This window comes from Steroidobacteraceae bacterium (genome assembly GCA_041395505.1).
Lineage (GTDB): Bacteria > Pseudomonadota > Gammaproteobacteria > Steroidobacterales > Steroidobacteraceae > JAWLAG01.
In genome coordinates this window covers 893,462-908,080 of record JAWLAG010000001.1, presented here as the reverse complement: position 1 = coordinate 908,080, position 14,619 = coordinate 893,462, and the positions used below count along the sequence as shown (strand labels likewise).

Below are 14,619 nucleotides of genomic sequence, written 5' to 3'. Positions count from 1 at the left end.
AACAGCGACACTGTATAAAGTGCTCAGCGCCGGTGCTGATCGAGCCATTCGACGAGCTTGCGCACTCCGAGCTCGACGGTGCGTCGGCGGATCGCCTCCCGATCGCCCGGCAATTGTTCATGACTCGCCACGATGTCGCCTGCACCGCCCACCGCGAACCAGACCGTACCGACCGGTTTGTCTGCGCTGCCGCCGTCGGGTCCGGCGACGCCACTGACGGCAATGCCGACGGCCGCGCCACTGCGGCTGAGCGCGCCGGCGAGCATGGCGTCGACGACCGCGCCGCTGACGGCGCCGTGTTGCGCGAGGATTTCTGCGGCCACGCCGAGATCACGCGTCTTGGCGGCGTTGGAATAGGTGACGTAGCCGCACTCGAACCATTGCGAGCTACCGGCGAGGTCGGTACAGGCCTTGGCGATCCAGCCGCCGGTGCAGGATTCGGCAGTAACCAGCCTGGCTCCGCGCGCGCGCAACCGCGCTGCCAGTTCCTGCACTGCCCCGGCAAGCTTTCGCTCATCTGCCATGTCGCCTTCTCCATTGGTGGCGGCTCGCGGCATCGTGAAATTCCTGCGGCAAGGCCATGGAACCTATCTCATAATCCCGAGTGAAATGGACGACAAGGCCCTCGCCTCACACACGCCCATGATGCAGCAGTACCTGCGCATCAAGGCACAATTCCCGGACACGCTGCTGTTGTATCGGATGGGCGACTTCTACGAACTATTTTACGATGACGCCCGCCAAGCGGCGCGGCTCCTCGATATCACGCTGACGAGGCGCGGCCAGTCCGCTGGCGAGGCCATCCCGATGGCCGGCGTGCCGGTGCAGGCGCTCGAGAGCTATCTGGCGCGCCTCGTGCGCAAGGGCCAGTCGGCAGCCATCTGCGAACAAGTCGGCGAAGTCGGCAAGGGCAAGGGCCCGGTCGAACGGCGGGTGGTACGCGTCGTGACGCCAGGCACCCTCACCGACGCCGCATTACTCGAGGAGCGCCGCGAGGCGCTGCTCATGGCCTTGTGTCGCGACGGCGAGCGCTTCGGCCTCGCCTGGCTCGACCTCGCCGCCGGACGGTTCACGGTACTCGAGCACAGTGGCCCCGGGTCACTCGCGGCGGAACTCGAGCGTTTGCGCCCGGCGGAGATGCTGGTTGCCGAGGGCAATGGGCTCGAGAGCGTCGGCCCGCGCGATTGCGTGGTCCGCCAGCGGCCGCCGTGGCATTTCGATTTTGCGAGCGCATCGCGCATGTTGAGCGAGCAGCTGCAGGCACGTGACCTGCAGGGCTTCGGCGCCGATGAGCTGCGCCTCGCGGTGTCCGCCGCCGGCGCGTTGCTGCAATACGTCCGCGACACCCAGAAGGCTGCCGTTCCGCACATTCGCGCGCTGCAGGTCGAGGAGCGCAGCGATGCGCTCGAGATCGATGCCACAACACGGCGCAACCTCGAAATCGACGCGAGCCTGTCGGGCAATGAGGACGCCACGTTGTTCGCCATCCTGGATGCGACGCGCACGGCGATGGGTTCGCGCAACCTGCGGCGCTGGCTCAACCGGCCATTGACCGACCAGCGCCTGCTGCGCGAGCGCTACCAGGCGATCGGCGAGTTGCAACGCGTCATCACGGACCCGGAACTCGGCAACGCCCTGCAGGAAATCGGCGATATCGAGCGGATTCTGGCGCGAGTCGCCCTCGGCAGCGCGCGTCCACGCGACCTGACCCAGTTGCGCCATGCGCTCGAAACGCTCCCTGCCCTGCACGCGGCGCTCGCGACTCTCGACTCGCCCTTGCTCACGCGGCTTGCGAACGATGCCGGCCACCACCGGGCGCAACTCGAACTCCTGCGAACCGCGATCGCACCGGAGCCTTCCGCGCAATTGCGCGACGGGCAGGTGATCGCGGAAGGTTTCGATGCCGAACTCGACGAGGCACGGCGGCTCGCCGGTGACACCGACAGCTATCTCATGGATCTCGAGAAGCGCGAGCGCGAACGCAGCGGACTGTCCAGCCTGAAGCTAGGCTATAACCGCGTGCAGGGTTTCTATATAGAAGTATCACGCACGCAGGCCGACGAGGTACCGCAGGACTACCAGCGGCGCCAGACGGTGCGCTCCGCCGAGCGGTTCATCACGCCGGAGCTGAAATCCTTCGAGGACCGGGTGCTCGGCGCCAGGGAACGGGCCCAGGCGCGTGAAGCTGTGCTCTACCAGCAGGTACTCGCCGATCTCGCTGCCGATCTCGCGGCCCTGCAGCAAGGGGCGGCTGCAATCGCCGCGATCGATACGCTCGCGGCATTCGCCGAGCGCGCCCATCGGCTCAACTGGTGTGCGCCCGAGCTGATTGGCGAACCCTGCCTCGGCATCGATGCGGGGCGACATCCGGTCGTGGAACGGTTCAGCGATGTCGAGTTCGTCGCCAATGACGTCGATCTCAATGACCGCAGACGCATGCTGATCATCACCGGCCCGAACATGGGCGGCAAATCGACCTACATGCGCCAGACCGCGCTCATCGTGATCCTCGCGCATGTCGGCAGTTTCGTGCCGGCCCGTCGCGCCCGGCTCGGGCCCTTCGACCGGATCTTCTCGCGTATCGGTGCCGCGGATGATCTCGCGGGCGGGCGCTCCACTTTCATGGTCGAAATGACCGAAACCGCCAACATCCTGAATAACGCCACCGCACGCTCGCTGGTGCTGATGGATGAAATCGGTCGCGGCACCAGTACCTTCGACGGTCTCTCGCTCGCCTGGGCAAGCGCGCGGCATGTGGCACGCGAGCTGCGGGCGTTCACGTTATTCGCCACCCACTATTTCGAACTCACTTCGCTGGCCGGCGAACTCGACAACTGTGTCAATGTGCATCTCGATGCGACCGAACACCGCGACGGCATCGTTTTCATGCACAGCGTGCGCGAAGGACCCGCGAATCGCAGTTACGGACTCGCGGTAGCGCGCCTGGCCGGCGTTCCCTGGCAGGTCATCGATTCGGCGAAGGGTTATCTCGATGAACTCGAGCGCGAGCGCGCCGCGCCGCCCGGAGACCCGCGCCAGGCGGCCTTGCCGCTGTTCGTGGCGGCCGATCCGGCATCCGGCGCCGTGCTCGAAAAACTCGCCGGCATCGAACCCGATCAGCTGACGCCGCGCGATGCACTGCAGTGGCTGTATGCCTTGAAAGCGCTCGCTCAGGGTCGCAACGAAAAGTGACCCTCGCGCAGAAAGGCCGCGGTCTGCTCGGCGACCCGCGCCGATAGCAGCATGCCGGTGTGACTGACCGGCAGGGTCAGGTGATCGGTCGCGCCGGGCAGGCGCGTCTCACTCACGGCGACGGTGCCATCGCTCGGCTCCTCGATGCGCGAGAACAAACGGCCAAGGCCTACGGCATGGGTTCCGGCGATGATGCCCAGCGCCCGGCCAGAGCGCCAATGGCGTTGGCGCGGTGCCAGCAACTCCTCGGCAACGGCCGAACCGAGCAGGGGCGCCGCCCAGCGCCGGCTGCCCAACTGCAGGGCGGTGCCGCTTTTGACCGCCGGCGTACCCAGCCAGACCACCGCACCGGGCTGGGCCGGCTCCTCGGCTTCGAGCAGGCGATAAATGACCAGTCCGCCGAGACTATGGCCGATCAGGTGCACCGTGCGCGCAGATTGGGAGGCGACGAATTGCCCAAGAGCCGCGACGATTTGCGCAAGCGGCTGCGTAACGCTGCGATACCGGAACGACACGCTCGGCCAGCCGGTCAATCGCGCCAGGCGTTGCCGGAGGATCAGCGACTCGCTGCCATTCAGCCACAGGCCATGCACGTAGACGACCAGGGTGTCGCTCGCGCCGGCCGTTTTTTTCATTCGCTCTTCGGGATCTGGCGCAGCCGGATATGCAACTCCGCAAGCTGCGCTTCGGTAACCGGCGTCGGCGCGTCGGTGAGCGGGCAGGCGGCGGTCTGGGTCTTCGGAAAAGCGATGACATCGCGAATGCTGTCGGCGCCCGCAAGCAACATGACCAGGCGATCGAGGCCGAAGGCAATGCCACCATGCGGCGGTGCGCCGTACTGCAACGCATCGAGGAGGAATCCGAACTTGCGCCTCGCCTCCTCGGCATCGATGCCGAGCAGTGTGAACACGGCGGATTGCATTTCCTGGCGATGGATACGCACGGACCCGCCGCCAATTTCCGAGCCGTTCAGCACCATGTCGTAGGCGCGGGCAAGCGCAGCGGCCGGCTCGGCACTGAGTGCCGCCGGATCGGGATCTACCGGCGCGGTAAAAGGGTGATGCATGGCGACGTGACGCCTGGCATTGCCGTCCCATTCGAACATCGGAAAATCCGTGACCCACAGCGGCTGCCATCCGGCGGCCACGAGACCAAGATCGGTGCCCACACGCACACGCAGCGCGCCGAGCGCGTCGTTGACGATGCGCGCCTGGTCGGCACCGAAGAACAACAGGTCGCCGTCGGCGGCGCCGCTGCGCTCGAGTATGCCGCTGATCGCCGCATCACCGAGGAACTTGATGATCGGCGAGGCGAGGCCATCGCGGCCACGCGCGCGATCATTGACCTTGACGTAGGCGAGACCTTTGGCGCCGTAGCGAGAGACGAACGCCGTGTAATCGTCGATTTCCTTGCGGCTGAGCTTGCCGCCGCCCGGCACGCGCAGGCAGGCCACACGGCCATCGGCACTCTTCGCCGGGCCCGCGAATACTTTGAAATCGCAATCGGCAACCAGGTCGGCGATGTCGCAGAGTTCGAGGGCAATGCGCAGATCCGGCTTGTCAGAACCGAAACGCCGCATCGCTTCCGCATAGGTCAACCGCGGGAAGGGATCGGGCAGCGCACCCCCGTCCACGCTCCTGAACACATGGCGGATCAGTTGCTCCATGAGCGCCATGATGCTCTGCTGATCGAGGAATGAAGTCTCGACATCGAGCTGGGTGAATTCGGGCTGGCGATCCGCGCGCAGGTCCTCGTCACGAAAGCAGCGCACGATCTGGTAGTAGCGATCGAAGCCCGCGACCATCAGCAGCTGCTTGAAGATCTGCGGCGACTGCGGCAGCGCGAAGAACGCACCGGGGTGGGTGCGCGAGGGCACAAGATAGTCGCGGGCGCCTTCCGGTGTCGCCTTGGTGAGCATGGGGGTTTCGAGGTCGATGAAGCCCTCGCCGTCGAGGAATTCGCGCATTGCGCGCGTCACACGGTGGCGCAGGCGCAGGCGCGAGTTCATCGCTTCGCGGCGCAGATCGAGATAGCGGAAGCGCAGCCGTACTTCCTCGGAAACCTTCTCGTGTTCGTCGAGCTGGAATGGCAAGGCTTCGGAGCGATTGAGTATCTCGAGTTCGGTCGCGAGCAACTCGACCCGGCCGGAGGCAAGGTTGGTGTTGACCGTTCCCGTCGGCCGTTCGCGCACGCGGCCCTTGACCTTGAGAACGAATTCGTTGCGCAGTTTCTCTGCCTGCGCGAAAAGCGCGGCATCGTCAGGATCGAACACGATCTGCAGGAGGCCCTCGCGATCACGCAGGTCGACGAAAATGACACCGCCATGATCGCGCCTGCGATGCACCCAACCGGCTACGGTGACACTCTGGCCGACCAGTTTTTCGTTGACCTGACCGCAATAGTGGCTACGCATGCGCTGCTTGACGTCCTTGGGTTGGTTGGAGTCGGCGGGGTTTCATGGATGGTACGAAGGCGCGCAGCCGGCGCGCAAGTGAGTCAATTACGCCGGCTGCCCGGAGGCTGGCGGGTTGTCGGTGCCTGGCACCACCACGCCCAGGGTGAAGATCATTTTCATGGCGGCATCGACGCTCATGTCGAGCTCGATGGCCTCTTCGCGCGGCACCAGCACGATGAACCCGGACGTGGGATTCGGCGTGGTCGGCACGAATACGCAGATGAGGTCGCGCGCGGTGCGCTCGCTCGGTTCCGGCACCTTCGCAGCTGTCATGAAGCCAAGGCTCCAGATGCCAGGGCGCGGATACTGCACCAGCATGGCCTTCTTGAACGAGCTGCCCTGCTTGGAGAACAGTGTCTCGGCGAATCCCTTGACGCCGCCGTAGATCGACCGGACGAGGGGGATGCGCTGCAGGAAATCCTCCCAGCCCTTCACCAGCCGCCGGCCCAGCAGATTGGTTGCCAGCACGCCGGTCACGAGCAGTACGACGAAGGCAAGCACCGCGCCGAGCCCGGGGATGGCAAAGCCGAGCGCAACCTCGGGCCGCCAGCTCGCGGGCAGGAGCACGAGGCTGCGGTCCATCAGGCCGATCAGGAAGCGGATCACGAGCACGGTGGCAATGATCGGCAGCCAGACCAGCACGCCGGCAACGAGGTAGCGTCGGATATTGCGCATGGCGTCGGGCGACGCGACTCAGCGCCGGGCCTTGCTCCGCTTGGCGCGGCCGGCCGGACGGGACTTCTTCGCCGCGGCGCGACGCGGTGGGCTCGCTGCCTTGCCGCGCGAACGCGATGGCCGCGCTTTGGCGGCTTCCGGCTTGGCCGGCGGTGGAGATTCTTTCTTGGCCGCACCGGCGTCGGCCTTGTCCTTGGAGGCGGCGTCCTTGGTGTCGCTCGACTTGGCTTCGCTCGTAGCGGGCTCGGTATCGCGATCGATGAGATTGCGCTTCTGTTCCTTGTCCGATTTGAAATCGGTTTCGTACCAGCCCGAGCCCTTCAAGCGGAAGAACGGCGCGGAAATGAGCTTCCTGAAGGTATTGCGCCCGCAGGAGGGACATTTGCGCAGTGGCGCATCGGAAATCTTCTGCATGATTTCCGAATAAAACCTGCAACTCGAGCACTCGTATTCGTAGAACGGCATGGCGAATCCATCCGGGGGACGAACAATTATATACGCGCCGAGGCCGCTACTTTGGAAAACCCGAGTTCGCCCCCGCTGGCATCCACGTGTATACGATCGCCCGGTCCGAATACCCCGCCCAGGATTTGCTCGGCGAGCGGATTCTCGACCTGCTGCTGGATCGCCCGCTTCAGCGGTCGCGCGCCATAGACCGGATCGAAGCCGGCATCGCCCAACAGGTCGCGAGCCGCTTCGCTCAGGTCGAGTTCTATGCCCCGCTCGAGCAGCCGCTTGCGCAGACCACCGAGCTGGATGTCGACGATGCGGCGGATCTCGCCAGTACCCAGCGGATGGAAGACAACCACGTCGTCGATCCGGTTGATGAATTCCGGCCGGAAGGTCTGCTGCACGATTTCCATCACGGCGGTTTTCATGCGCTGGTAGTTTTTCTCGCCGGCATACTCCTGGATGACCTGCGAACCCAGGTTCGAGGTCATGATGACGACGGCATTGCGAAAATCGACCGTGCGGCCCTGGCCATCGGTCAGGCGCCCGTCGTCGAGAACCTGCAGCAATACGTTGAACACATCCGGATGTGCCTTCTCGACTTCATCGAGCAGGATCACGGCATAGGGGCGGCGGCGTACGGCTTCGGTCAGATAGCCGCCTTCCTCATAGCCGACATAGCCCGGCGGTGCGCCGATGAGGCGCGCTACCGAATGCTTCTCCATGAACTCGGACATGTCGATGCGGACCATGGCGTCCTCGGTATCGAACAGGAACTCCGCCAGCGCCTTGCACAGCTCGGTCTTGCCCACGCCCGTCGGGCCCAGGAACAGGAAGGAGCCATTCGGGCGACGCGGGTCGGCAAGACCGGCGCGGCTGCGGCGAATCGCATTGGCGACGATGCGCAGGGCTTCGCTCTGGCCAACGACGCGACGGCCCAGCGCCTCCTCCATGCGCAGGAGCTTGTCCTTCTCGCCCTCCAGCATTTTCGAAACGGGTATTCCCGTCCATTTGGAGACGACTTCGGCGATTTCCTCGTCTGTCACCTTGTTGCGCACGAGCTGAGTCTCGCGCTGCTCCGCGGCCTGCGCCTCTGCCAGCCGCTTTTCGAGTTCGGGAATGCGCCCGTATTGAAGTTCCGCCATCCTGGTCAGGTCGCTTGCGCGGCGCGCCGCGTCGAGCTCCAGCTTGACCTTCTCGAGTTCCTCCTTGACCGACGTCGCGCCCTGCAGCGCGGCTTTCTCGGATTTCCAGATCTCCTCGAGATCGGCATATTCCTTCTCTGCGTTTTCGAGCTGCTCGCGCAGCGCCGCCAGCCGCTTGCGCGAGGCGTCGTCCTGCTCCTTCTTGAGCGCCTCCTGCTCGATCTTCAACTGGATGATGCGCCGCTCGAGCTTATCGAGCGCCTCGGGCTTGGAATCGATCTCCATGCGAATGCGCGCCGCGGCCTCGTCGATCAGGTCGATGGCCTTGTCGGGCAACTGGCGGTCGGAGATGTAGCGGTGCGAGAGCGTGGCCGCCGCAACGATGGCCGGATCGGTGATGTCGACGCCGTGATGGACTTCGTAGCGCTCCTGCAAACCGCGGAGGATGGCGATGGTGTCCTCGACCGAAGGCTCGTCGACCAGCACCTTCTGGAACCGGCGCTCGAGCGCGGCGTCCTTTTCGATGTACTTGCGATATTCGTCGAGTGTCGTCGCGCCGACGCAATGCAGTTCGCCGCGCGCCAGCGCAGGCTTCAGCATGTTGCCGGCATCCATCGCACCTTCGGCCTTGCCGGCGCCGACCATGGTATGCAGCTCGTCGACGAAGAGGATGACCTGCCCTTCCTGCTTGGCGAGATCATTCAGCACACCCTTGAGGCGCTCTTCGAACTCGCCGCGATACTTCGCGCCGGCAATCAGCGCGCCCATGTCGAGCGCAAGGATGCGCTTGTTCTTGAGCCCCTCGGGCACCTCGCCGTTCACGATGCGTTGCGCGAGCCCCTCGACGATGGCGGTCTTGCCGACGCCGGGCTCGCCGATCAACACCGGGTTGTTCTTTGTGCGCCGCTGCAGGACCTGCACGGTGCGGCGAATCTCGTCGTCGCGACCGATCACGGGGTCGAGCTTGCCGGAGCTTGCGCGTGCGGTCAGGTCGATGGTGTATTTCTCGAGCGCCTGCCGATTCTCTTCGGCATTGCTGTCGGTGACTTTCTCGCCACCGCGCAGGGCCTCGATTGCCTTGTCGACGGCGGCACGGGCCGCGCCGCAGTCCTTGAGGACGCGCGCCAGATTGCCGCGATCCTCGAAGGCCGCGAGCACGAACAATTCGCTCGAAATGAACTGGTCGCCGCGCTGTTGCGCCAACTTGTCGGTGACATTGAGCAACCGCGACAGGTCGTTCGAGACATGCACCTCGCCGGCCGACCCGCCGCCGACCGACGGCAATCGCTCGAGGATCTCGCCGAGTTCGGTGCGCAGCTTGGCGACGTTGGCGCCTGCATTGGCAAGCAAGGGTCGTACGGCGCCACCCTGCTGGTCGAGCAATGCGACCAGCACATGGGCCGGTTCGATGAACTGGTGGTCGCGACCTACCGCAAGCGATTGCGCATCGGCCAGCGCCGTCTGGAACTTGTTGGTCAGTTTGTCGGGTCGCATGGCAGGTTTTCGCTCTTGCGCACAGGTGACTCGAGCCTACATGGGGCCCGAGGAGCGGAAAATCAAGCCGCCGCGGGCTCAACCGTGGGCGTAATGCTCCGCGAACAATATGACCGCGACGCCGGCGGCGATCAGCACGACCTGGGCGCTGCTCGAGCGCAGATCGACATGCCGGTGCAGTCCCGGGATGAGGTCCGCCACGGCAACGTAGAGGAAGCTCGCGGCGGCGACTGCCAGGGCATAGGGCAGGACGTGGAGCGCATCGGCGAGCGCGTAGTAGGCGATGACGGCACCCAATACCGAAGTCAGGCCGCTCAGGGCGTTCAGGGTGAGCGCGCGGGTGCGCGACATGCCCGAGCGCAGCAGGATGGCGAAATCGCCCACCTCCTGCGGAATCTCGTGCGTCATCACGGCGATCGCCGTCACGAGCCCCAGGTGCCAATCGGTGAGGAAGGCAGCGGCGATCAGCACGCCATCGAGCGCATTGTGGATGCCATCGCCCACCAGGATCAGCGTGCCGGAGGCTTTGGCGCGGTGCTCGTGCGTCGGGCCATGCGATTCGCACTCATCCATGTGGCAATGGCGCCAGAGCACCATTTTTTCGAGCACGAAGAACAGCGCAAAGCCACCGAGTACGGCGGCGCCGACTTCGTGCGCAGCTCCCTGGCCCGCAGCGATCATGGCATGCGGCAGCAGGCCGAGCAGCGCGGCGCCGAGCAGGCTCCCAGTCGCAAAACTGATCAGATGCGGCAGCAGATGGTCGCGCACCTTGTGCGGGGCAAGCAGGAATGCGCCGGCCAGCAGCACGCTTGCCACGCCGCCGGCGCCGGTCAGGAGAACGATCCAGCCGAGAGTATTCATGATCTTGTCGGCTCAGTCGGTGCGCCAGATGAGGGCAGCAAAGCGTCCCGTGGGTTGCTCACGTCGGTGGGAATAAAAACGCGCAGCCAGCGAGTAATTGCACAGGCCCGCATCGCCTGTCGAGAGGATACCAAGTCCCGCGAGCCGCTGTCGCGCAAGCGACGCCAGGTCGCACTGCCAGCGGCCGCGCGCATTGCGTACAAATGCAGTTGCGGCGGCCGCGTCCCGACCGACGAAGGCCGCGCGCACCTCCTCGCCCACCTCGAAGTGCGCAACCGAGATGCAGGGGCCGAGCCAGGCGAGGAGCTGCGACGGATCGGCGCGCATCGCATCGACCGTGGCCTCGATCACGCCGGCCGCAAGGCCGCGCCAACCGGCGTGGGCCGCGCCGACCGCGCGGCCGTCACGCGTTGCGAACAATACCGGCAGACAGTCCGCCACCATGATCGTGCAGGCGAGGCCCGATTCGAAGCTCACCGCGGCATCGGCCTCGACCGTATCGGTGCGCGAGGTCAGGGTGACGACCCTGCGGCCATGGACCTGCTGGAGCCATACGGGCCGAACGCCACTGCCCAGTTGCTCGAGCAGCCGCATGCGATTGCTCGCGACCGCTGCGGGCTCATCGCCCACATGCATGCCGAGGTTGAGCGAGGCATAGCGGCCCGTGCTCACGCCACCCTCGCGTCCAGTCACGACGGCCCGCACGTTATTGGGCAGTGGCCAGTCCGGGGTGAGCAACTGCAGCGCCGTGCTCATGCGATTGCATTCGCTTCACGTCGCAGCTGACGCAGCAGTTGCGCAAGGTCGGCGGGCACAGGCGCCGTGACTTCGATCGGCTGGGCGCTGCGCGGTTGCGCGAGCGCGATGCGCGCGGCATGCAAGGCCTGGCGCGGGAAAGCGGCAAGCGCCGCGCGCGTTGCCGCACTGAGACCCGCCGCCAGACGCCGCCGGCCGCCGTATTGCGGATCGCCGATGATCGGATGGCCGATATGCGCCATGTGCACACGGATCTGGTGCGTGCGCCCGGTCTCGAGCCGCAGCTGCAGCAAGGTATATCCCCTGAAACGCTCGGCGATACGAAAATGGGTCACGGCGGCGCGGCCGTCGCTGCGCACGGCCATGCGCGTGCGCTGGCTGCGGTGGCGCGCGATGGCGGCATCGACCGTACCGCCGGCGGTGGGCTCGCCCATCACCAGCGCGACATACTCGCGCTCGATTTCGCGCTCGGCGAGGGCGGCGACCAGCGCGGTGTGGCTCGCGAGGTTGCGGGCAATCACCATGACGCCGCTCGTGTCCTTGTCGAGCCGGTGCACGATGCCACAGCGCGGCACGGCGCCGAGTTTTGCATCGAGCGCGAGCAGGCCATGCTGCAGGGTGCCATGGCGATTGCCGGCGCCCGGGTGGACCACTACGCCCGGTGCCTTGTTGATCACCATGAGGTCCTCGTCCTGGTAGAGCACCTCGATGGCCATGCGCTCGGGTTCGACGCCGCCCTCCTCCGGCAAGCGCGCCGCGAGCCGCAGGACCTCGCCACCGCGCAGGCGCAGCCTGCGATTTGCGCTTGCGCCGTCGACCGTCAATTCGCCGCTGTCGATCCAGCCCTGCACGCGTGCGCGTGAGTAGTCCCGCAGCAGCTCCGTCGCGACCTGGTCCAGCCGTCGGCCGGCCTCCTCCGGTCCGACCGTGACGACATTCTGAATGGGGAACTCCTCTGTCACTTTGCGACCTAATGCTGGATAAGCGCTTTGGGTATAATTCGACCGCGAGTCGCGCCAGATTACAACGGAAGCCCTGTCAGCAAGATGACTTCGATCAGCCCCGCCTGGCGCACGCTCGCGCTCATTGGCCTCGCCGCCCTCACGCTCGCCGCCTGCCGCAGCGCACCCGACGCCGTGGAGCGCTCCGGCCCCGAGATCCTCTATGCGCGCGCCAAGAGTTCGCTCGATTCCCAGGATTTCAACAACGCGATCCGTATCTATGAGGCGCTCACGGCACGTTACCCGTTTGCGCCGCAATCGCGCCAGGCGCGGCTCGATCTCATCTACGCCTACTACCGCGGCCACGAACGCGAATCCGCCACCGATGCGGCCGATCAGTTCATCCGCGAGAACCCGACCCATCCACGTGTCGATTACGCGTGGTACATCAAGGGCCTGGTCGATTTCGAGCGCACGCCGAATGCGCTCGAGAGGCTGTTCCGCGCCGATCTCAACAACCGCCCGCCGCAGACCGCCGAACGCGCCTTCGCGGCATTCCGCACCGTACTCGAACGCTACCCCCGCAGCGCCTATGCGGCCGATTCACGCCAGCGCATGATCTACCTTCGCAACCGGCTGGCCGATTACGAACTGAACGTCGCGCGGTATTACTTCAAACGCGGCGCGTATGTCGCCGCGGCGCAGCGCTCGAAGCAGGTGGTCGAACGCTACGACGGCGCGCCGTCGGTACCGGATGCACTCGCGGTGCTGGTTGCAAGCTACGAGAAGCTGAACCTCAGCGAGCTCGCCGAACAGACCCGACATGTCTATGTCGAGAATTTCGGGGAGCAGAGCCTCGAGTCGCACGGCGCGGCCAAGCAGAAAAAACGCTGGTGGAAGCCCTGGCAATAGGCCAGGTCGCCGCGGCAATTACGACGAGCGTCGGTAGCCGTTGGTGATCGGATAGCGCCAGTCACGGCCGAATGCACGCCGGCTGACACGCACCCCCGGCGGTGCCTGGCGACGCTTGTATTCGTTGCGCTTGACCAGATCCAGTATCCGCCCGACGGTTGCGCGCTCGAAACCGCGCGACCCGATCTCATCGACCGACAGATCCTCTTCGATGAACGCCTCGAGGATGGGATCCAGCACTTCGTAGGGCGGCAACGAGTCGGTGTCTTTCTGGTCGGGACGCAGCTCGGCGCTCGGCGGCCGGTCGATGACGCGCCGTGGAATGACCTCGCCCAGGGTGTTGCGGTAGCGCGCCAGGCGGTACACGAGGAGTTTGCTGCAGTCCTTGATGGGCGCGAAACCGCCCGCCATGTCGCCATAGAGCGTGGCGTAACCGACCGCCATCTCGCTCTTGTTGCCCGTGGTGAGCAGCATCTTGCCGGTTTTGTTGGAAATGCCCATGAGGATCAGCATGCGGCAACGCGACTGGATGTTCTCCTCGGTGGTATCGGGCGCCCGCCCGGCGAACTCATCGCGTAGCGCCTCGAGCGTCGCGTTGAACATGCCCTCGATGGCGATCACGCTGTACTTCACCCCGAGGCGCTCGGCCTCCGCGGCTGCATCGTCGCGGCTGATATCCGCGGTGTAGCGCGACGGCATCATCACGGCATGCACGCGCTCGGCGCCGAGCGCGTCGACCGCGATCGCGAGCACCAGCGCCGAGTCGATGCCGCCCGACAATCCCATCACCACGCCGGGAAATCCGTGCTTGTTCACGTAATCGCGCACACCGAGCACGAGAGCGCCGTAGACGCTCGCGACATCGTCCAGCAAGGGCGTTACGACGCCGGCGCGCAACTGCACGCCGTCGGACAGACGTGCGAGCTGCAGCAGATGGAACCCCTCGGCATAGGCTGGCGCACGCATCAGGAGCTCGCCTCCAGCATCCATGGCGAAGGAATTGCCATCGAAGATGAGCTCATCCTGGCCCGCCACCATATTGAGGTAGATGACCGGCCGGCCAACATCGGCAATACGCTTGCGCACGGCCTCTTCGCGCATCGCCTGCTTGCGCATCTCGTAGGGGGATGCATTGATGACCAGCAGGATCTCCGCACCGTCGGCGCAGGCCAGCTGAGCCGGCTCGCGCTCCCAGATGTCCTCGCAGATGAGGATGCCCAAACGCACGCCGCGAAAATCGACGACCGTCGGTTGCGCGCCCGCTTCGAAGTAGCGTTCCTCGTCGAACACCTTGTAATTGGGCAGGCGCGACTTGCGGTGATTGGCCTGGATCGCGCCGTCGTAGATCAGTGCCGCGGAGTTATAGATGCGTTCGCCGCTGTACTCGGGATAGCCCACCAGCAAGGCCAGGTCGCCGGCCGACGCGCGCAGACGCGCCAACCCCTCGTCGACCTGGCGGCGAAATCCCGAATGAAAGACCAGATCCTCGGGCGGGTAGCCCGAAACAGCGAGCTCGGGGAAGACGACGAGGTCGGCCCGATGCAGGGCGCGCGCCTGTTGCGCAAGCTCAAGTATCTTCTCGACATTGCCGCGCACATCTCCGACCAGGAAGTCGAATTGCGCCAGGACGATGTTCATCTGCGCCGCCGCGCCCGCCCCTTGCTGGTTGCTGCTGTGCGCGCGCGCTTGCGGCCGGCTGATTTGACCTTAGGGCTGGGCCGGGCCCGCGATTTTGCCC

General features: G+C 65.5%; 12 protein-coding genes. 2 read left to right on the top strand and 10 right to left on the bottom strand.

Going from position 1 to position 14,619, the window contains the following annotated elements; all coding sequences use genetic code 11:
- Nucleotides 1–23: 23 nt before the first annotated feature.
- On the bottom strand, nucleotides 24–524 hold the full coding sequence (locus R3E77_04165) for a nicotinamide-nucleotide amidohydrolase family protein (GenBank protein ID MEZ5498611.1): 501 nt from the start codon (nucleotides 522–524) through the stop codon (nucleotides 24–26).
- Nucleotides 525–609: 85 nt separating this feature from the next.
- Between R3E77_04165 and mutS the strand changes: the two genes are divergently transcribed.
- A complete protein-coding gene (mutS, locus tag R3E77_04160; protein ID MEZ5498610.1) occupies nucleotides 610–3,192 on the top strand; it encodes a DNA mismatch repair protein MutS in 2,583 nt (860 codons plus the stop codon).
- Here mutS and R3E77_04155 read toward each other — a convergent pair.
- From R3E77_04155 to rluD, 8 genes are all read right to left on the bottom strand, one after another.
- Nucleotides 3,171–3,827 (bottom strand): hypothetical protein, encoded by a 657-nt coding sequence (locus R3E77_04155; GenBank protein ID MEZ5498609.1) that lies wholly within the window; start codon nucleotides 3,825–3,827, stop codon nucleotides 3,171–3,173. The genes mutS and R3E77_04155 overlap by 22 nt on opposite strands.
- Entirely contained in the window at nucleotides 3,824–5,605 is a 1,782-nt protein-coding gene (gene aspS / locus R3E77_04150) for an aspartate--tRNA ligase (GenBank protein ID MEZ5498608.1), read from the bottom strand. The genes R3E77_04155 and aspS overlap by 4 nt, the downstream gene beginning before the upstream one ends.
- A gap of 87 nt (nucleotides 5,606–5,692) precedes the next feature.
- Nucleotides 5,693–6,322, bottom strand: coding sequence for a DUF502 domain-containing protein (locus tag R3E77_04145; GenBank protein ID MEZ5498607.1), 630 nt, complete (start codon nucleotides 6,320–6,322; stop codon nucleotides 5,693–5,695).
- A gap of 18 nt (nucleotides 6,323–6,340) precedes the next feature.
- Nucleotides 6,341–6,787: an FmdB family zinc ribbon protein gene (locus tag R3E77_04140; GenBank protein ID MEZ5498606.1), complete on the bottom strand. Its 447-nt coding sequence runs from the start codon at nucleotides 6,785–6,787 to the stop codon at nucleotides 6,341–6,343.
- Between the two features lie 26 nt (nucleotides 6,788–6,813).
- On the bottom strand, nucleotides 6,814–9,411 hold the full coding sequence (clpB, locus tag R3E77_04135) for an ATP-dependent chaperone ClpB (protein MEZ5498605.1): 2,598 nt from the start codon (nucleotides 9,409–9,411) through the stop codon (nucleotides 6,814–6,816).
- Nucleotides 9,412–9,489: 78 nt separating this feature from the next.
- Nucleotides 9,490–10,272, bottom strand: a complete 783-nt coding sequence (locus tag R3E77_04130; GenBank protein ID MEZ5498604.1) for a ZIP family metal transporter — start codon at nucleotides 10,270–10,272, stop codon at nucleotides 9,490–9,492.
- A gap of 12 nt (nucleotides 10,273–10,284) precedes the next feature.
- Nucleotides 10,285–11,028 (bottom strand): peptidoglycan editing factor PgeF, encoded by a 744-nt coding sequence (pgeF, locus tag R3E77_04125; GenBank protein MEZ5498603.1) that lies wholly within the window; start codon nucleotides 11,026–11,028, stop codon nucleotides 10,285–10,287.
- Nucleotides 11,025–11,990, bottom strand: a complete 966-nt coding sequence (rluD, locus tag R3E77_04120; GenBank protein ID MEZ5498602.1) for a 23S rRNA pseudouridine(1911/1915/1917) synthase RluD — start codon at nucleotides 11,988–11,990, stop codon at nucleotides 11,025–11,027. Before rluD ends, pgeF begins: the two co-directional genes overlap by 4 nt.
- Before the next feature lie 84 nt (nucleotides 11,991–12,074).
- On the opposite strand from rluD, the gene R3E77_04115 reads away from it, so the two are divergent.
- The gene (locus R3E77_04115) at nucleotides 12,075–12,881 is read left to right on the top strand and encodes an outer membrane protein assembly factor BamD (GenBank protein MEZ5498601.1); all 807 of its coding nucleotides are present in this window, start codon (nucleotides 12,075–12,077) and stop codon (nucleotides 12,879–12,881) included.
- 18 nt (nucleotides 12,882–12,899) lie between these two features.
- On the opposite strand, the gene R3E77_04110 is transcribed toward R3E77_04115, so the two are convergent.
- Nucleotides 12,900–14,519, bottom strand: a complete 1,620-nt coding sequence (locus R3E77_04110; protein ID MEZ5498600.1) for an NAD+ synthase — start codon at nucleotides 14,517–14,519, stop codon at nucleotides 12,900–12,902.
- Nucleotides 14,520–14,619: the final 100 nt, after the last annotated feature.